Raw genomic sequence first — 19,471 nt, forward strand, 5'->3', positions numbered from 1 at the left:
TAGACCTGATTGGGAGAAACTGCGCGACAGGTTAGCACAACCTGCCGCGAGAAGTTTAGAACAGCGGACGTACCGAAGGCAGCGCCGTGAGCGAGGGGTTAATGCAGCTTTCATAGTATTGCTGGATCTGCGCAAGACGGTTACGGCTGCGGTGATAGCGTCGCCAGGCAAGTACGCCGTTGATCAACGCGCAAACCAGCATGCCGAACAGCAGCAGGGTTGTTGCCACATAGCGCCACAGGCCGCTGCTGTCTGGAATACGATGCAGCGTTATATGCTGGGTGCCGTTGGCGTCGGTGCTCAGGCCCGTAATAATCCCCTCGGCGCTGAACGGCGTGCGTAACAGCATATCCGCCAGGCGCTGGAACTCTCCCCACTGCTCCTGAGCCGGGAAGTCGTAAAGCGAAACCGGTGGGAGGGGCTGGTCGACCAAATCGCTGCCTTCGTCGCTGACGATAATAAAGCCGCCTGGCGCCGGGCTGTTAAGCTTCTGGGCGGCACGGGCGGTTTCACGAATAAAGAACGGCGCGGTGGAGGTGGTCACGAGATTATCGAGTGATTCGGCGCTGACCGGGCGCAGCAGCACGTTCACACCGTCGAGTTTGCCGGACCTGGCCCTTTTGAGCAGGGAATCCCAGTCTTTCGTATTGCCAAGGTTAATCAGCGCGTTCTTGAGCCTGATACATTCATCGCTTGCGGTGCAGAGCGCCTGAGTTTTCAGCACGATACTGGCGAAATCATCCAGCAGCACCATCCCCGATTTCTGAATGGCCGTTCTCAGCTGCGGGTTTACTTTGGAGTCTGCTTCTGTTTGCGGGTGCAGCTGGGTATTGACCGTCTGAGTCAGTGCCGTTGCTTTATCCATAATTTCAGATTCAGGTAAGGGCAGCGGACGAGCGGTGTTCCAGACAATCTGTGAGCAATCAAAAGGCGTAAATGGGTTGTTTTGTTTCGCAGGGTAGGTGCCTGGCAAATGGATATTACACATGCCGGTGCCGGAGACGCGCAGGGTGTCGCCAACTCGCAGCTGCGTTTTATTCAGATCGGCAACGGCCGTGGCCTCAACCGTTTGTGCACCCTTCAGCCAGGAGATGCTCAGTTTCAGCGGCATCTCCAGCGGCACCCACACCATCAACATTAACAGCACGGCCAGGGCGCCCGTGGCGATCACCAGATTGCGCATCCAGTGCTGAATAGGGAAGTTTTTGACCTCATCGTGCAGCGACAGGAAGCGTCCCTGACGGACTACGTTGCGGTCGAGATAGATATCAATATCGGTCTTCTGCCCGAGATCCTGAGTCACATAAGGCTGCCAGTGCGGAGGATAAATCAGGTCGATGATGCCCAGCGAGATATTGTTGATTTGGTCCTGATTAGATTCACCAAACAGCCCCCAGCGCTTGGGCGTGCCGCGCAGACAATGAATTTCACGCAGCGTATTTTTAGCCGGGGGAGCAAACAGTCCCCACAGGCTTGCAGCCAGCAGCATAACCGCGCCACCCAGCAGCCACGGGAGCACAACCACAGGGGTAACGAGGCAGAGATAGAGCATCACAAACGCGACGCAAATCAGAATCGCTTCACGCAATCCGTCCGGACGACCCAGAGCGGCCTCTTCTGCCGTTTCCTGGCGAATGTTAAGCAGTTCGATTTGCTCACTTTCCTCACCGCGAATGGACGCCTGGCTGCCGGAGATACGTTCCAGCGCAAAGCCCGGATTGTCGACGCTCTCTTCGCCCAGTTTATGGCCATTCAGTGCGATCACCAGCGGCACGGTTTCGGTGCGAATCAGCTCTACGCTGTTGTCGTTAGTGATGTATTGCTCCCAGAACGGCGGCAGATGAACCTCAACCGAATCGAGGTAGTAGCGCCATTTGTTAGCATCGTCAGTGGACAGGCCGTAACGGGTGATTGAGCGAGTCAGGGAAAGGACGGTGTTGCTCTGTGCGTTTAACATCAGCTTCACCGGAGCATTGCTGGCTCCAGAAGGCCCGATGATATCCTGAGTGCGGGTCAGGGTTTCAAGGTAGTGTTCAACCGCAGTGCGTTCTTCGGCGGTGAGTTTGCGTGAGGTCGCACCGGTAAAGGATTGCGCGTTTGACGGGTAAGAGCGCAGCTTCAGGCTGCGCCAGACCAACCATCCGGCAATAACGACACAGGCCAGCATAGCAGCTAAAAGAAGTAGTAAGGTGCTCATGCCTTCCCCATCAAATCATTGTGTTCTTATTCAAGCGCAGCAAGATGCACCCCTTACAGCATTCCGGGTGTATGAATTGTTATCGGCAGGTGTGAATGTGGACTAAACCTTATTGTAGGGTACAACCTGCGGTAACTTGATGTTAGCAAAGCGAGTTTCAGGTAAATATCGGCAAATTCCTATTTCCTTGTGGCTTCTTGACAGATATGCGCTTGCTATGACTACGCTGATTAAGTTACAAAAATGTAAATAATAACCAATGTGCGTTGCACGAAGCGTGCGGCATACCGCACAATGACACACCTGTCCCACTCTTTAAACCAGCCACGATGAGCAAACCCTTACAAAAACCGACTATTTTACATGTAGAAACCGTGGCGCGTTCACGTCTGTTTAATGTCGAGACTGTGGACCTGGAGTTCAGCAACGGTGTCCGCCGGGTTTACGAGCGCATGCGGCCTTCTTCCCGCGAGGCGGTGATGATACTGCCAATCGTCGACGATCATGTCATTTTGATCCGGGAATATGCGGTGGGCACTGAATCCTATGAACTTGGTTTCTCGAAAGGGCTTATTGACCCGGGTGAAACCGTGTTTGAAGCCGCAAACCGCGAGCTGAAAGAAGAGGTTGGCTTTGGGGCCAACGAGCTGACCTTCCTGAAAAAGCTCACCATGGCGCCTTCTTATTTCTCCAGCAGGATGAATATCGTGGTCGCCGAAGATCTCTACCCAGAATCACTGGAAGGGGATGAGCCGGAAGAGCTGCCGCAGGTGCGTTGGCCGCTGGCAAAACTGCTCGACCTGCTGGATGAAGAAGACTTCAGCGAGGCGCGAAACGTCAGCGCGCTGTTCCTGCTGCGCGAATGGCTGAAAGAGCAGGGCCGCCTGTAGCGTTTAAAACACCTCGTTTGAAAGTATTCTCACTTGAGATGATTTAATTCACCGTGCTCACTCTTTAAGCCCCCGATCCGGGTTGCACTGCATGTGATCCCAGCCCTTGTAATTGCTGACTTCTGGTACGCTGGTCGGCAGGTTCTGCCAGTTAGTAAGGTACTGGTAAGTTAACTGGTCGATTGTTTTCGGTGGAATATACGATAAACCCCATCCTGGTCCTGCAAAGCCTGGCCGCATATGGTGCTTATCTCCGTCCTCATCAATATAGTCAACCCCTTTCCCCCCCGGTAATATGCGCGGGTCATCGAAGGGTTTTGAACTCATGTAAAGATTCTCCTGGCGAGTAAGCAAAAACCCCTGATCGTTAACGACCGTGAACGAGAGCATATTTTCTCTGGATGGACTGCTTGAGCCGTCCGGTTCGACGGTATGAAATCCGGTGCTAAATGGCGCAACTTGCCACGTTTTACCGTAATCTTTTGAAACAAGGAAGGCATCGGTTTCCCACCCAGGAATGGCAATATAACGCTCGGAGGGATGCACATACTTGTCAGCAAAGGCCCGGTAAAACTGACTGGCAACTTCTGAGCGTATACCGCGCTGCGGGTCAACGTAGAATAATGCCCCCTCACAGTTCCATCCCTTCAATTCCAGGTAACGATGATCGTCAAACCGGTAAATAACCTGCGTCGGCGACTCCTGCGCGGCCGTACATCCCGCTAATAATATCCCCATGCAGAGCGTCAGGATTACCCGAGTCAGATTGTTCATTCCTTAACCCCACGATCCGGGTTGCATCGCATATGATCCCAGCCCTTGTAATTGCTGACTTCTGGTACGCGGGTCGGCAGGTTCTGCCAGTTAGCTAACTGAGAAGCCGTTAAGTACTTAAGAGACTTCGGTGGAATGTACGATAACCCCCAGGCTGCACCTGCAAAGCCCGGTCGAAGATGATGCTTATCACCGTCTTCATCGACATAATCAACGCCGGAGCCGCCGGGTAAAATTCGTGGGTCATCGAAGGGTTTTGAACTTATGTAAAGATTCCCCTGGCGAGTAAGCAAAAATCCCTGATCGTTAACGACCGTGAACGAGAGCATATTTTCTCGTGAAGGCCGGAAAGTGCCCTCAGGTTCGACCGTATGAAAACCGGTGTTAAATGGCGCAACTTGCCACGTTTCACCGTAATTTTTTGAAACAAGGAAGGCGGAAGAATCCCATGAAGGAACGGCAATATAGCGCTCCGAAGGATGTATATATTTATCAGCAAATGCCCGATAAAACTGGCTTGCGACTTCAGAACGGATCCCGCGGACCGGGTCAACGTAGTACAACGCCCCCTGGCAGTTCCAGCCCTTCAGCTCCAGATAACGGTGGTCGTCAAAGCGGTAAATAACCTGCGTCGGCGACTCCTGCGCGGCCGTACATCCCGCTAATAATATCTGGCCGATCAGCATGGCCAGACTAAAGATTCTTTTTATCATCCGATTTTCCTTCTCGGTTCAGATGGAACAGTATTAAATCCTTGAACCGGGGGCATCGGCCATTGCAGATTTGCCACTTCACGATTATGGACTTCCGGGTAACGAGCCGGGATTACGCGGGTTGCATTCATAAACTGGTTCACCACGCCAAATTCGCCTGTTGGTAGGATTTGATCGGGCTTATTCATGAATATTTTGGTTTTCGGTTCCGGGAGCTGTCCTATCCGGTAATATGTTTCTGCATCACTGTCTTCAGACCAGCGGGTTCGCCAGTCAGCGATGTTCAATAATTGCTTCCAGAACGCACCATGCTCATAATCAAACGACTTGCAGGGGCCGATAGCCAGGTCATAAGCCATTGCCAGCTCCGGTACTTTAGGCGACATGACAATTGATGAATGTTGGCTGAACATTACATCGTCGGAGGAAGTGAATAGCTTATGCAGTTCGGCTTCGGTCAAATTACGGCGAACAACGATCTTTTTGTTAGCGTCGTTAACGCCGGTGATTTCACCGCTGACGATATCCATTTCCCGCCAGTATCTGAGTACATCAATTTCCCTCTGGGTCAGGACGTGGCCGGGCTGTAGATGTTTAAAGGGATCGAACGGCGGGCAGTTGAACACTTCCTCTTTTGTGCGCCTGGCATTGCTGGCTGCCCCCGCTTTCGCGTTATACGAAACCATAGCGTCATTCCCCCCTACAGGAGCTTTGTAGGCTTTGTCTTTATCAGCACTGGTATCGAGTGGGTCTGGTTGCCCCATCAGCGTGAAAATGAAAGGCTCTGGCAGGGTTTCACCGTTCGGAACCACATCAGGAAAATCCCAGCTTGCGTTTGTCAGCGCTGAATAAGCGAAATCGCCTTTACCCGCAGCAGGCTTACGAAACGGCTTTCCATCCGGCGTATGGCCGACACTGCTGTTCTGGAAAAAAACGCGCTGCCGTAGGTTCGGGATTGTGTCGGCCAGCTTTTGTGGAACACCTCGCCAGCCAAAGCCCTGTACAGGCAGCAGGGATACCGTGCCGTCATTCGGGCAAAAATAGTTATAGACCTTGCCGAAGTTATTGCGCTGATTTAACGGAGTGTCATACCAGTTGCTGCTGAACGCCTTGCGCGGGAGCGTCATTGTATCGAGAAGCACTTTCTGGTCGGCGGCACTCATCAGGCCATCGCCGCTGGCTGCGAACTTATCATTCGTCGCCATCAGACGGAAAAAGTTCTCAAAAGTTTGCTGCCGGGCAGTATCTGTCTGATGGTGGCCTGGCTGGCCGTTCTCCAGCCAGCGATTTTCAAGAGAATAAGGGCAATGATTGAGGATCACGCAGTCAGCCGGAGCCTCTCCCGCCTGCTTAACCAGCATGTTCGCCAGCATCGTGATAATGGTTCCCTGGCTATGAGCCACGACATTAATTGTGTCTTTTGCAGTAGGCATATTTTGGCGAATGGTTAATATCAGGTTTGCCAGCCTCTGCGCCGCATAGAACTGGTAAATTCGGTGCGGGTTGTTGTACACCGGATGGGTAAAGTCACCGCCGTTTGCCAGTTCACTGCGGCTCATAAAGCCAACCGCACCAAGCGCTGCGCCCCCGGCTCCCGGCCCTAGCATATCAGGGATGCTGGTAGTGGCATTGGCGAACGTTCCACCACCCCAGACCCCACTTAAGTCCAGAGTATTATGAAAGCAGTCCATCGCATACTTACCACCGAATCGCTTTAGGATCGCCGGGTCATTTTCGCGATAGGCATCATAGGGCAAGGGGGTTTCTGAGCTATTGCCACTGTTGCGCATGGCTTCTCGGTACTGTCGCTGGTCATCTTCCCACATAGCCTTATCAACCGGGCGATAGCCCCAATAAAAGGGGATTACCGGTGAGCGCACTGAGGTAGAGGTGCAGACCATCTGCTTTTTCTGTGTATCGGTACAGTCCTCCATTACCCCTTCCGCATTACGGATTTTGTAGGTTTTTTCTTCCCACTCATGCGGCCATAAATCATCGCGGCCAAGTCGCTTTTTCAGCCCTTCGATGATGCCGCGTTCCTGGTTCTGATAGGCTTCCCCCACGTCATTCACGCCATGAATCAGTATCACAATTCCTGGCATTGGACGGTGAACTGGGCAGTTCGTGGTGTACATCGGTTTACCGGCATTTACCGGAACGCCGATACACTGCTGCGCCAGGAAACGGTTATTGTGTGCGCCGAAACTTTGCGGATCTTGTGGTTCTGGAGCCTCATCAAATGGGTTGGCATTCTGCGCATCAGATAACTCACTCATACGGTTCCCTCCGTGGTTTCAATATCATGGACTAATTCGAGCGACCAGGTGTCAAGTTCAGATGTGTTCAGCAGTGGCGATTCACCGTTATCATCGGTGATCCCCTCAATGACTTCGCCTTTTTTATGGAGCCTGAAACGTTGATCTTTCAGAATATGATCCGGGTCGTCAGGGGCATGCAGCCGGAACTGCTGAGCCAACTCCCCTTCAGCAAAGGTTGGCTTCAGATGATCAAGGCTCGCCTTCGCCATGTAATCGACGGCAGGAGCTTTAAACCTGATGTAATGAGGGGCGATAAACTCAATTTCACCATTTTTGAGACGGATGCCAGCGCCTGCGCACATCAGCAAAAGTTCATCTTTAGCATTCAGGACAATTTTGCCCTGCGAACTGGTCAGATTAATGTTCTGATTCGCGACGGCGTTAATTTCACCTTTCTGTGCTGTTAACCGTATTGAGCCTTTTGCAGCGGTGAACACCATTCCTGCTTTACGGACGAAGACGGAGAAGACTTCCCCTGCGGCCAGAGTCATACGACGGAAGGCGTTGGTATTCATGTCTTGTTTGGCCGTAGTGGTCATATTCTCCCCGGCATGCAGCAAAACCGATTGAGGGGATGTCAGGGCTACGCCTGATTCACCATGCAGGGAAAGGGTGGCATCCTCTGGTTTTCGTACCCGCTGCTGAAGTTCCATTACCGGCGACAGATCTGCGGCTGGCGTATCCGCTATTTCTGAACTGGCCTGAAGCGAGCGAGCCAGTTGTAACGCTGATTCAAGCTGCGCTACGGTCGCGGCCATGTCGTTCTGATTGCCGGTGGCTTTTGGTTTCGCTTCAGTGGTGATATGAAAACCTTCAGCGGAACGAAGCGAAGCCTGCTTGTCCGTGCGTAGCTCAACGCCTTCGCCACGCTGTTTTCCAGATGCATCGACGAGGTGGCCTAAATTCAGTTGTGACTTGCCGTACTCCGTCGCAACTTTGATATGCTCCTGGTCTTTCTTATCCTCCATCCGAAACTTGTTGTTGCGTGGTGTTCTGATGATATTGCGAGTGCTGTTACGGTCTGTAACCAGGTCTGGATTAATCTGGTCATGGAAGGCATGTGCAATAAACGGACGTTCGGGGTCGCCATTTTCAAACGCAATGCCAACCTCTGTATTGTCGAGCAGGGGGAAGTGCATGCCGTAAGTATCACCGGCGTACTGCCGTCCTAACCGCACTGGCATGCTCTCCATGCCCTTTTTCCATTCAGCCTGGTCAAAGCTAAAATGCACCCTGTAACGACCATGATTATCTATGCGCGTAAGCTGATCGTTGAGGCTGATTCCTGATATTCGCGCAGGAATTGTACCGGTGATTATTGGACGTGGCAGACGTTCTGGCCGGAAGCTCCAGATTTCACTGTAAGGCACACCTTTGACTTCACTCTGAAAGCTGCTGCGCCGGGAACCCGACAAATGCATGCTTGTTATTACCATACCCTCATGGAAGGCAGCAGGTATGTCACCGGTGATATCGATGTCATAGCCCGGTACAATATTGGGGTCGTCAGCAATTGCCTCCAGTGTAATCATATTTGTCAGCAGGTATTCATGACGAATCCTGGCATAGTGCCAGCTGGTTTCTGCACTTTGTCCTCTCTTGATAGCCCAGCGATCGCCACAAGTCAGATGTATATCCCCGTAATGGTATTCCCCACCGCAGACCAACTCTGGTACGCGTGATAAATCAACCTGTTCTTCCAGAGTCCTTAAGTTCCTGCTTTCCCGATAGTTGTAGTTACGGACATTGACTGATGCAGGCACGATGGCGTGCCTGGCCGTCAGGTTACGCATGCTATAGAGGCTACCGACTGTTCCTGCGGGATTTATAGCGGCAATTTTATAGTGGTGGATATAGTTCGAGCCTGAATCCCCGAAGATGATAACGACGATGTGGTCATGGTCAGGATGTAGCTCGAACCTGAACCAGATCCCCACCTCGGAGAGTAAGCGCTGGATGAAAGCCAGGTCAGTTTCTTTCCACTGGACGATCATTTCCCGTGGTGGATACGCCCAGGAAAGTTCGTCAAAATTGATTTCATAACCCTCAAAGCGATGTTCTTTGAGGATTTGCTTGACCAGTTCCGGCACGGATACATTCTGATAAATGGCACTGCGATAACGCGTGTTGAGCAGTGCCATAGGATGTTCCAGCACCGCTTCATACAAGGTTTCATCAGCGCTGCTGCTGATCCTGCTTAGTGATGTGATGACCCCTTGAATTTTTCTTAAAACCAGCCATTTATCGCGAGCAGGAAAACGTTTTGACCATGCCGGGTTTGCGGCACGAAGGGTGAATGTCGCCTCTTTCTGAACGATATGGAAAGCGTCAGCATCATCGGTGGTTGAGGTAAAGCGAATGGTGTAACGATAGGGCATACTCAATGCCTCGTCGCCGGTGAATGATTCCACATCGGCTACCAGGTCTGAGTGATAGATATTCAGGAGGTATTTATTCAGACTTTCTTCAGGATTGAATATCACAGGCTCATTCGAAAATCGTGTCTCGCGTCCATTCATAATTGTCCCTAATAGTCACATGACTAATCTCGCAGCAATCAGAATTTGCATTACGTTCACTACAGGTGACAAACTGTACAATTAAAGACCAGTTATTTTGAATGGTTAATTGTATAAATATGCTCCAGCGCAATTTTTGAGCGCATTTTCAGACAATACACGCAAGGACGGATTGGGATGAATCAACGATTTATTCTGGTGGGCGACACAACCACGCACGGCGGCACTATCGTTCAGGGTATATACACGCACACGGTTGACCGTGCTCCGATGGTTGTCACCGGCCATAAGTTTAATTGCCCTCAATGCGGCAGAGAGGCAACTTTAATCGGATCGAGTCATGTAATGGTTAACGGTCAGCGACGTGTCATGCATGGGGATAAAACGACCTGCGGGGCATTGGTTATCAGCCGCTTTAAAACTGGCGTGGCAGAATCAGGGGCTAAAGGATAGAGGATAATCACGTTAGGTACGTTTGAACTTTAAGTCAGGAACGTTACAACGCTATTCAGGACGGATCGGGAGAACAAAAAAATCCCCTCAAACGAGGGGATTTTTGTATCAGAACAGCTCGTGCGTCTCGCCGTTATCAATAATCGTGGTGCCCATCTCATGTACGGCCTGGCGTGTTGGCTGCGTACCTTCAATGAAATACTCTTCCCGACTACTGCCGCCGCTGGCCAGCTGGCCTGTGTTGCGGTCAATGTTCACGGTGATGATACCCGGCGGCGGCGTGAGCTGCTCTTCCGGTACACCATCCAGTGCGACCTTCATGTAGTCGTCCCATGCGGGTTGAGCACTCTTCGCACCGCCTTCATATCCGGAGATCTGATCTTTAATCGCACCGCTTGCCGAGGTACGCCCCAGATCGCGGCGGTGATCGTCAAAACCAATCCAGACGGAGGTCACCACACCCGGACCGTAACCGGAGAACCAGGCATCTTTCGAGCTGTTGGTCGTCCCGGTTTTGCCACCGATATCGCGGCGTTTCAGGTCGCGAGCTGCACGCCAGCCTGTACCCTGCCAGCCCGGTTCGCCGTAGATATTGGTATTCAGCGCACTTTTGATAAGGAAGGACAGCGGCGTGTTGATCACGTGCGGGGCGTAGTCTGGTGCCGTTGTCTGGGCAACCAGCTCGTTATTGGCCTGCTCCAGCTTCGGCATTGGTACCGCAGCATTTTGCTCTTCCTGGGAAGTTGCCACATCCTCAACGTCTTTATCTTCCAGCACTTCCGCTTTAGGCGTATTACCGTAAATCACCGGCAGATCGCAGTCCGGGCAGGCAATTTTCGGTTTGGCTTCGAACACGGTATCGCCGTTGTCGTTAACGATCTTCGAGATGAAGTAGGGGTCAACCAGGAAGCCGCCGTTTGCCATAACCGAGTAACCCCGAGCCACCTGCATTGGGGTGAACGACGCGGATCCCAGGGCCAGCGATTCCGTATGCACAATGTTCTGCGCCGGGAACCCGAAGCGCTGCAAATACTCAGCGGCGTAGTCGACGCCCATTGCACGCATTGCACGCACCATTACCACGTTTTTCGACTGCCCCAGGCCCTGACGAAGACGAATTGGCCCGGCATATTGCGGTGGGGAGTTTTTCGGACGCCAGTCGGAGCCAGCGCCAGCATCCCAGCGGGAGATTGGCACATCGTTCAGGATACTTGCCAGCGTCAGACCTTTATCCATTGCCGCCGTGTAGAGGAACGGTTTGATGTTCGAACCGACCTGACGCAGCGCCTGGGTCGCGCGGTTAAATTTACTCTGGTTAAAGTCGAAGCCACCGACCAGCGCCATCACGGCCCCGTCGCGAGGATTGAGCGACACCAGCGCGGAGTTCACATCCGGCACCTGGCCCAGCCACCATGACTCACCCACTTTGCGAACCCAGATTTGCTGGCCGGCCTGCACGACGTCAGTCACTTTGCGCGGCGTTGGGCCTTGCGAAGTATCCGAGCGGTACGGACGTGCCCAGCGCATACCGTCCATGTTCAATGCGACGCTGGTGCCATCGGCCATCAAAGCGGTGGCTTCAGCAGGCGCTGCCTGAGTGACCACTGCCGGGAACAGCGGGCCATAAACCGGCAGACCTTTCAGGGAGTCGATAATTTTTTGGTTATCCCACGTCCCTTCGCCGACTTTCCACAGCACGTTAGACGGGCCGCGGTAGCCGTGGCGCATGTCGTAGTTCATCACGTTGTTACGTACGGCCTGCTGCGCACCCTGCTGGATCCTGCGGGTAATGGTGGTGTAAACCTTGTAGCCATCTTCATAAGCTTTATCGCCGTAGCGGGCAACCAGGTCCTGACGCACCAGCTCGGACAGGTAAGGTGCAGAGAACGCGATTTGCGGAGCGTGATAGTTGGCAACAATGGGCTGCGCGCGAGCTTCATCATACTGGGGCTGGGTAATATAGCCTTCGCTAAGCATACGAGAGAGCACAACGTTGCGACGAGAAGTCGCTCTTTCCAGGGAATACAGTGGGTTAAAGGTAGACGGTGCCTTTGGCAAACCGGCAATAACCGCTATTTCACTGAGTGTCAGCTGATCGACAGGTTTTCCGAAATAAACCTGTGCTGCGGCGCCCACGCCGTATGCGCGATAGCCAAGGTAGATTTTATTCAGATACAGCTCGAGAATTTCGTCTTTGCTCAGCATTTGCTCAATACGAATCGCGAGGAAGACCTCTTTAATCTTACGTGTCAGCGTGCGCTCAGGGCTCAGGAAGAAGTTACGCGCCAGCTGCTGAGTAATGGTACTCGCACCCTGGGAGGCGTGGCCTGAGAACAGCGCAATACTTGCCGCACGGAAGATCCCAACCGGGTCAACACCGTGGTGTTCATAGAAGCGGCTGTCTTCGGTGGCAATAAAAGCCTTCACCATGACAGGGGGGACCTGATTGAGGGTCAGCGGGATACGACGCTTCTCACCGTATTGGGCAATTAATTCCCCGTCAGCGCTATACACCTGCATTGGAATCTGGAGACGCACGTCTTTAAGCGTGGCGACGTCAGGTAGCTGCGGCTCAATAAATTTATACAAACCATAAATCGAGCCGGCTCCCAGCAGAATGCAACAGACTGCAAGGATTAATAAATACTTTACGAACTTCACCTTAAATTTCCCATTACATTTCCACTGGGCAGTTTATAAACAAACGCGCGGTAGTATAAAGGCAAGCCAGTAGCTTTGATATGCCAAATTCGCAAGCAAACGATACGGAGATCGTCATTATGGTTATCAGTACCTGGCAAATAGGCCTGGAAATTCAACGGGAAACACTGCGCGCCGTGGCCGTCCAGCGGCAGCGTCAAGGCTGGCAGTTGCGGCGCTGGTGGCAGTTGCCCGTGCCCGAAAATACCTTTCGCGATGGCGCGGGATATTCATCAGAAAGTCTTATCGAAGTGTTGGCGCCATGGCGACGGGAGCTGCCGCTACGTCATCAGCTACGCGTAGCTTTTCCCTCCTGGCGCACGCTTCAACGGCCGGTCCCCGCACCGGATAACCGCCTGCGAGAGCCAGATCGCGAAGCTTATCTCGTGGGATCCGCAGCAAGACAGCTTCAGATGCTGCCAGCTCAACTTAGTTGGGATTACGCATTACCGCCGCAGGATTCAAATGCGTTTCTGGTTACGGCAGCCCGACGCAGCGATGTGGAGGGGCTTATCCACTGTTTCAGAAAACTGCGGCTGTTTCCTGCAACGCTGACGCCGGGAGCCAGTGCGCTGCCCTTGCTGAGCCAGCTCTGCCTTCCTGATACTCCACGTTTTTTGGTGCATCGGGAAGCCGACCACTGGCTCTGGGCCACAACGGCGCAGCCGCCAACGTGGGGATGGGTGGATGCTGGCCAGGCAGAAACGTTTGCCGATCTCTGTCTGCATCTTAGCGCCACCCCCGGGGAGATTGCGCTGAGCAGTGCCCTACCGGAGCCCCTGCCCCTGGAAGCAAAGCCTCTCGATGCCTGGCGTGCGTTAACGCGACTACAACCACCAGTACCGCGACACGGCGGAAGCTTTACGGTCGCAATCGCTTTAGCGATTGGTCGGATAAGCCGATGATGGCGGTTATTAATCTGTTGCCGTGGCGGCGGCAGTCACGGCAGAAGTGCCTACGCTTCTGGGGACTGCTGGCATTGGGCTGCCTTCTTTGTCTCTCTCTTTCGGGCCTTACCCGAACAGGTTCACTGCTCCTGCAGCTTGAGCAACAGCATCTGCGGGGAGAATATCTGGCGCACATTCAAGATGCTTATCAGCGAAAGCAACAGGCGCTACTGGAGCTGGAGCGCGTACAACAGGCACAGCAAAAGCTAAATATCCGACGTAGTAGCGTAAAAGCCTGGCAGCCGTTTTTTACTGAACTGGCCTCTGGGCTGCCTGCCAGCGTGTGGCTAACCCATTTGTCTATGAGCAATGGAAAAATGAGGGTCGCAGGGAATGCCTCAAAGGCCGAAGACCTTCATTTAGCTGAAGCGCATTTTCAGAATCTGAACAGGGTAGCAGACGTGAAAATGGGGGAGGTAAGCCACGAATCAGGCGGAAAGCTCAGGTTCATGGTAAGTCTAAACCTGACGGAGGTGAGGGATGATAGCTGAACGCTGGATAACCGCGCCTGGTTGGGTAAAGGCCCTGAGCCTGCTGGGTGCCAGTGCTCTGCTCTTTGCGGCGATGGAATATGTTGTCATCCAGCCGCGGCAGGCACGCCTGCCTGCAACAGTGCAGGCGCATCATCAGGCCCGCGGCAAAGTGACACAGCTACGTCAAAAGATCATGACGCTAACGCTGTCGACGAACCGCATAAGGCAGGCCGGCAACAGTACTGTTGTTCGCCCTTTTTCACTAACGGACCTGCTTTCCAGAAGCGGTGCGGACTTGCAGAGGTGGTCGCCGGAAAACCAGCCCGCAACGCTGGAAGTGCGGATTGCCTGGGAAAAGCTGCCGGCGATATTTGTGATTCTGTCCGGCTATGTTGGTGTCACGCTGCGAGCATTTTCCATCGAGCCGGAAGGCGACCGGTTAAACCTGACATTGAATCTGGACGTTAACCATGGCTCATAATCTCTTTTTTATTTTGCTCATGGGGATCCCGGCGGCCGTTGCCTTACCGCGAAATCCTTTTCAACCGCTGGTTACGCCGTGCGAGGCGTTAACGGCCAGACTTGAACAGTGGGGGCTTCGGGGCGTGGTTAGCGCCAGCACCGGAGCTATTGCCATCATGCAGGACCCTCAAAAGCGCTGGCGACGCGTCACTACCCACATGAATATCGAAGCAGACGTACCGGTCAACGGCATCACTGCGCAGCAATTATCGGTCACTCTGCCCGCAGAGTGTGCATCGCCAGTTTATAAATGGAATATCAAAGGAGCAAATGATGGCATGGATGCGAATGTTCATTCTGTTGGCGGCGTGGCCGCTGAGTAGCCTTGCGGATAAAGGCGTTTCGCTGGTGCTGGATAAGGCCCCCGTCGCACAGGTTCTACAGGCACTGGCCGAGAATCAAAACATTAATCTGCTGATTGCGCCGGGCGTGGAAGGCGTCGTTTCTTTGCATCTGATGAATGTTCCTGTTCAGCAGGCGTTTGCGCTGGTGCTGAAATCCGCAGGGCTGAGCCAGCAGCGAGAAGGCAACGTTGTGCAAATTTGGTCAAGGGAGCGCCAGCAGCAGATGCGGTCGTTACAGGAGGAGCAGCACAAACAGCGTTTGCTTAAACAACCCCTTGCTCATCAAGTCTTTTCGCCAGTGTATGCAGATGCTGCTGAACTGGCAGCCTCGCTCAAAGGAATGGGAGATAAACTTCTTAGCCCTCGCGGTAGCGTATCTGTCGATACCCGAACGAATCGCCTGATCGTCCATGACAGCAAAGCCGTACTGAAAGAGATTTCAGGATGGGTAAAAGAGATGGATTTGCCGATGGGGCAGGTAGAGATAGCCGCGCATATCGTGACGATTAATCAGAACAAACTCCATGAACTGGGTGTTAAATGGAGCCTGGCGGAGGCTAAAAAGGAGCCGGGCTTATACAAGCCAACAACCCTGGGGGCTGATGTCTCTGTGGGCGCCGCAACGGCAAGAGCCGGTTTTAATATTGCGCGTATCGACGGTCGGTTGCTGGAAATGGAACTTTCCGCGCTGGAGCAACAGCAGCAGCTGGAGATTATCGCCAGCCCCAGGCTAATGGCGGCGCATCAACAGCCAGCCAGCATCAAGCAGGGCACGGAAATTCCCTACCAGGTTTCCAGCGGTGAAAGTGGGGCGACGGCGATTGAATTCAAAGAAGCTGTGCTAGGAATGGAAGTTACGCCTACTATTCAACCGCAGGGCAATATTCGTCTGAAGCTACGTATCAGTCAAAACATGCCCGGCAGAAGCATTCAGCAAGCAGATGGCGAAGCGTTGGCAATCGATAAACAGGAAATCGAAACGGTGGTGTCAGTCAAAGAGGGCGAAACGCTGGCCCTGGGCGGCATTTTCCAGCAGCACAATAAAGACAGCCAGGATCGGATCCCCGTGCTGGGCAGCATACCCCTTATCGGTGGGTTGTTTCGGCATGATGCGAAAGATCATCAACGCCGTGAGCTGGTGGTTTTTATTACACCGAGGCTAATCTCCGTTCCGTAGCCATTTTCTGTGCAATAGAAGGGTTTTTCTCCCAATCCCTGCTCAGGTGTTTGACGCCAGAGAGGAATTAGCTTACAAGGTGTACCGTTTCGAGAGGCAGGGTAATGAAATCCTGTAACCGATAAACCTGATTTATGCTTTTATCGCTCCCTTAAGACGTTGAGTGATTTAATCGGTTGCCAAACTACCTTGAGTGTTGAGATAATTTTTAGTCTGACTCTCGCACTATCGCTTATGAGGTTTCAGTTCATGTCCCGCCGCAGCAGTATGTTACCGGGTGGGTTTATCATCAACGAATTGTCTTAGTAGTACCGAAAAAATGGCAGAGAAACGCAATATCTTTCTGGTTGGGCCTATGGGTGCCGGCAAAAGCACTATTGGGCGTCAGTTAGCTCAGCAACTCAATATGGAATTTTTCGATTCTGATCAAGAGATTGAGAAACGTACCGGAGCTGATGTGGGCTGGGTATTCGACGTTGAAGGCGAAGATGGCTTCCGCGATCGCGAAGAGAAAATCATTAACGAACTCACTGAAAAACAGGGCATTGTGCTGGCGACTGGTGGCGGCTCTGTGAAGTCTCGTGAAACCCGTAACCGTCTCTCCGCCCGTGGCGTTGTGGTCTATCTTGAAACCACAATCGAGAAGCAGCTTGCTCGCACACAGCGCGATAAAAAGCGTCCGTTGCTGCAGGTTGAGACGCCACCGCGTGAGGTTCTTGAAGCTCTGGCGCAGGAACGCAATCCTCTCTATGAAGAGATTGCTGATGTGACGATTCGCACTGACGACCAAAGTGCCAAAGTGGTTGCTAACCAGATTATTCATATGTTGGAAAGCAATTGATTCTGGCTTAATCGAAAAAACGCCTGCGGGCAAAGCTTCTAAAGGTGGACTTCGCGTTATGGAGAGGTTAGCAGTTACTCTCGGGGAACGTAGTTACCCTATTACCATCGCGGCCGGGTTATTTAATAACTCGGCGTCTTTTGGTCCGCTACAAGCGGGCGATCAGACGATGTTGGTAACCAATGAAACCCTTGCACCACTCTATCTGGATAAGGTGCGGGGCGTGCTTGAGCAAGCGGGCGTTAAAGTCGATTCCGTCATCCTTCCGGATGGCGAACAATTCAAAAGTCTGGCTGTACTCGATACCGTCTTTACGGCACTGCTGGAAAAACCACACGGTCGCGACACAACGCTTATTGCCCTCGGTGGCGGCGTCGTTGGTGATCTGACCGGTTTTGCCGCAGCGAGCTATCAGCGGGGCGTCCGTTTTATCCAGGTTCCGACCACGCTGCTTTCGCAGGTGGATTCCTCTGTTGGCGGCAAAACGGCCGTTAACCATCCCCTTGGTAAAAATATGATTGGCGCGTTCTATCAGCCGGCTTCGGTGGTGATAGATCTCGACTGTCTGAGCACGTTACCGAAGCGGGAACTGGCGTCGGGCCTGGCTGAAGTGATCAAATACGGCATTATCCTCGATGCGGCCTTCTTTAACTGGCTGGAAGATAATCTTGATGCGCTGTTAGCCCTTGATGGTAAAGCAATGGCTTACTGCATTCGTCGTTGTTGTGAGCTGAAAGCCGAAGTTGTCGCAGCAGACGAGCGCGAAAGCGGCTTACGTGCTTTACTGAATCTGGGCCATACCTTTGGTCACGCCATTGAAGCCGAAATGGGTTACGGCAACTGGTTACACGGTGAAGCGGTTGCTGCCGGTATGGTTATGGCTGCTCGCACAGCGCTTCGTCTGGGGCAATTGAGCGAAGCCGATGTGCAACGGATAATTGCGTTGTTACAACGTGCAGGGCTGCCTGTTACCGGGCCGCAAGAAATGCCAGCAGACGCATACATGCCCCACATGATGCGCGATAAAAAAGTACTGGCAGGTGAGCTGCGCCTTGTGCTGCCGCTTGCTATTGGAAAGAGTGAAGTTCGTGGCGGAGTGCCACACCATGTCGTTTTGTCCGCCATTGCTGATTGTCAGCAGGCGTAACTATTAGAAATAATTGGTCGCTGCAACCCGGCGACTTTTAACTTCAGGTGAAATGGATCAGCTAATGCTGCCATCAGCCTTTGAGTGGGGTGTTAAATGGATGAATTCAAACCGGAAGACGAGCTGAAACCCGATCCCAGCGATCGACGTCGCGACCGTTCGCGCAAATCTGAAGAGTTCGATAACGAACCTCAGCTCAATGTCGATGATGTCGACCTTGATACCGATGAACCGCGCCCGTCGCGTTCACGCCGTCCTCGTGACGAAGAAGAGTACGAAGCCGAAGATGAGCTGAAAGTAGAAGCTGCAGAACGCCGTCCGGCACGTGGTCGTAAAAAAGCCCCTAAACAGAAAGTTCCCGTGTCTCGTCAGCACCTGATGATGGGGATTGGTATTCTGGTTCTGCTGCTGCTGATTATCGGTATTGGTTCAGCGCTTAAATCGCCTTCTTCTGAACCAGATACTGCGAATAAAAATCCAAACGCTGAGCGAAATATCGATCTTTCCAGCGCGACGGGAAATGCCGGCAACCAGGCTAACGGCGCCGCTCAGGCGAACAACGGTCAGCCTCTGCAGGGCAACGCGGGTAATCCACAGGATGTCAGCCTGCCGCCTATCTCTTCAACCCCAACTGAAGCGCAAACTCAGCCAACGCCAGCAGGCCAGCAGCGTGTGGAGGTTCAGGGCGATCTGAACAACGCGTTGACTCAACAACAGGGTCAGATTGATAACGCCGCCAGCGGCTCTACGTTGCCAACCCAGCCTGCAACCGTTGCGCGCATGGCAGGGAATAACACTTCGAAAGAGCCAACCCAGGCGACGTCGAATAACCAGCCAGCGCACCATACCGCTCCGCGTCCTGAGCGCAAGAAAACGGTGATTGAGCCACATAAAACTCAGCCTGCGGCAAGCAAGCCACAGGCGACGGTGAAAGCTCAGCCTAAGCCGGTGGCAACGGCTAAAACTAGCGAGCCAGCGCCTGCTAAGCAGGAGCCGGTGAAAGCGCCTGCAGCGAAAGCACCTGCTACCACATCAACGTCTACGGCGAAAGTTGTCGCGCCAACGACGACGGCCGCAGCCAGCGCCGCCGCACCAGTTGCTGGCGGGACTGCTGTCACTGGTGATGCCACTGCGATTAAAGGCGCTCCGGGCAGCCACTACACGTTACAGCTCAGCTCTTCTTCTAACTCGAATAACCTGAATGCGTGGGCGAAGAAAGAGAATCTGCAGCACTACATGGTTTACCAGACCGTGCGTAACGGGCAGCCGTGGTATGTACTGGTCAGCGGGATTTATGCCAACAAAGAAGAAGCGAAACGTGCAGTTTCAACGCTGCCTGCTGACGTGCAGGCGAAAAACCCGTGGGCAAAACCAATACATCAGGTGCAGTCAGATCTGAAGTAATGAAGAAGAAGCGCATCGCTGTCGGAACTTTTCCACAGCTGGAGAAGGTGTA

16 protein-coding genes are annotated in these 19,471 nt (G+C 53.0%); 10 read left to right on the forward strand and 6 right to left on the reverse strand.

What is annotated here, in order from left to right:
- Positions 1-55: 55 nt before the first annotated feature.
- Complete coding sequence (locus HYQ67_RS17065; protein WP_202305451.1) at positions 56-2,197, reverse strand: intracellular growth attenuator family protein; 2,142 nt, start codon at positions 2,195-2,197, stop codon at positions 56-58.
- A gap of 329 nt (positions 2,198-2,526) precedes the next feature.
- Here HYQ67_RS17065 and nudE point away from each other — a divergent pair, with 329 nt between their 5' ends.
- Entirely contained in the window at positions 2,527-3,087 is a 561-nt protein-coding gene (gene nudE / locus HYQ67_RS17070) for an ADP compounds hydrolase NudE (RefSeq protein WP_202305452.1), read from the forward strand.
- A 57-nt stretch (positions 3,088-3,144) separates the two neighbouring features.
- On the opposite strand, the gene HYQ67_RS17075 is transcribed toward nudE, so the two are convergent.
- Genes HYQ67_RS17075 through HYQ67_RS17090 form a run of 4 tightly spaced genes read right to left on the reverse strand, consistent with a single transcriptional unit; the run spans position 3,145 to position 9,411 of the window.
- The gene (locus HYQ67_RS17075) at positions 3,145-3,861 is read right to left on the reverse strand and encodes a T6SS immunity protein Tli3 family protein (RefSeq protein WP_237391297.1); all 717 of its coding nucleotides are present in this window, start codon (positions 3,859-3,861) and stop codon (positions 3,145-3,147) included.
- Entirely contained in the window at positions 3,858-4,571 is a 714-nt protein-coding gene (locus HYQ67_RS17080; protein ID WP_431355450.1) for a T6SS immunity protein Tli3 family protein, read from the reverse strand. Before HYQ67_RS17080 ends, HYQ67_RS17075 begins: the two co-directional genes overlap by 4 nt.
- Positions 4,571-6,850 carry a T6SS effector phospholipase Tle3 domain-containing protein gene (locus HYQ67_RS17085; protein WP_202305454.1) on the reverse strand — a complete coding sequence of 760 codons (2,280 nt, stop codon included), beginning with the start codon at positions 6,848-6,850 and terminating at the stop codon, positions 4,571-4,573. The genes HYQ67_RS17080 and HYQ67_RS17085 overlap by 1 nt, the downstream gene beginning before the upstream one ends.
- Entirely contained in the window at positions 6,847-9,411 is a 2,565-nt protein-coding gene (locus HYQ67_RS17090) for a type VI secretion system Vgr family protein (RefSeq protein WP_202305455.1), read from the reverse strand. Before HYQ67_RS17090 ends, HYQ67_RS17085 begins: the two co-directional genes overlap by 4 nt.
- A gap of 177 nt (positions 9,412-9,588) precedes the next feature.
- Here HYQ67_RS17090 and HYQ67_RS17095 point away from each other — a divergent pair, with 177 nt between their 5' ends.
- The gene (locus HYQ67_RS17095; RefSeq protein ID WP_202305457.1) at positions 9,589-9,864 is read left to right on the forward strand and encodes a PAAR domain-containing protein; all 276 of its coding nucleotides are present in this window, start codon (positions 9,589-9,591) and stop codon (positions 9,862-9,864) included.
- 108 nt (positions 9,865-9,972) lie between these two features.
- Here HYQ67_RS17095 and mrcA read toward each other — a convergent pair whose 3' ends face one another.
- Entirely contained in the window at positions 9,973-12,525 is a 2,553-nt protein-coding gene (gene mrcA, locus HYQ67_RS17100) for a peptidoglycan glycosyltransferase/peptidoglycan DD-transpeptidase MrcA (protein WP_202305459.1), read from the reverse strand.
- 80 nt (positions 12,526-12,605) lie between these two features.
- Between mrcA and HYQ67_RS17105 the strand changes: the two genes are divergently transcribed.
- From HYQ67_RS17105 to damX, 8 genes are all read left to right on the forward strand, one after another.
- Complete coding sequence (locus HYQ67_RS17105; protein ID WP_202305461.1) at positions 12,606-13,469, forward strand: type IV pilus biogenesis protein PilM; 864 nt, start codon at positions 12,606-12,608, stop codon at positions 13,467-13,469.
- Positions 13,466-14,002 (forward strand): PilN domain-containing protein, encoded by a 537-nt coding sequence (locus HYQ67_RS17110; RefSeq protein WP_202305463.1) that lies wholly within the window; start codon positions 13,466-13,468, stop codon positions 14,000-14,002. Before HYQ67_RS17105 ends, HYQ67_RS17110 begins: the two co-directional genes overlap by 4 nt.
- Complete coding sequence (locus tag HYQ67_RS17115; RefSeq protein WP_202305465.1) at positions 13,992-14,465, forward strand: HofO family protein; 474 nt, start codon at positions 13,992-13,994, stop codon at positions 14,463-14,465. The genes HYQ67_RS17110 and HYQ67_RS17115 overlap by 11 nt, the downstream gene beginning before the upstream one ends.
- The gene (locus HYQ67_RS17120; protein ID WP_202305467.1) at positions 14,455-14,829 is read left to right on the forward strand and encodes a HofP DNA utilization family protein; all 375 of its coding nucleotides are present in this window, start codon (positions 14,455-14,457) and stop codon (positions 14,827-14,829) included. The genes HYQ67_RS17115 and HYQ67_RS17120 overlap by 11 nt, the downstream gene beginning before the upstream one ends.
- Complete coding sequence (gene pilQ, locus HYQ67_RS17125) at positions 14,777-16,027, forward strand: type IV pilus secretin PilQ (RefSeq protein ID WP_202305469.1); 1,251 nt, start codon at positions 14,777-14,779, stop codon at positions 16,025-16,027. Before HYQ67_RS17120 ends, pilQ begins: the two co-directional genes overlap by 53 nt.
- A 319-nt stretch (positions 16,028-16,346) precedes the next feature.
- Positions 16,347-16,868, forward strand: coding sequence for a shikimate kinase AroK (aroK, locus tag HYQ67_RS17130; protein ID WP_064542836.1), 522 nt, complete (start codon positions 16,347-16,349; stop codon positions 16,866-16,868).
- 58 nt (positions 16,869-16,926) lie between these two features.
- Positions 16,927-18,015: a 3-dehydroquinate synthase gene (aroB, locus tag HYQ67_RS17135; protein WP_202305471.1), complete on the forward strand. Its 1,089-nt coding sequence runs from the start codon at positions 16,927-16,929 to the stop codon at positions 18,013-18,015.
- A 96-nt stretch (positions 18,016-18,111) separates the two neighbouring features.
- Positions 18,112-19,419: a cell division protein DamX gene (gene damX / locus HYQ67_RS17140; RefSeq protein WP_202305473.1), complete on the forward strand. Its 1,308-nt coding sequence runs from the start codon at positions 18,112-18,114 to the stop codon at positions 19,417-19,419.
- The last annotated feature ends 52 nt before the right edge of the window (positions 19,420-19,471 follow it).

The sequence above is a fragment of the Dryocola clanedunensis subsp. sulfonylureivorans genome, from assembly GCF_016756775.1.
In the GTDB taxonomy this organism is placed as follows: Bacteria; Pseudomonadota; Gammaproteobacteria; order Enterobacterales; family Enterobacteriaceae; genus Dryocola; species Dryocola clanedunensis.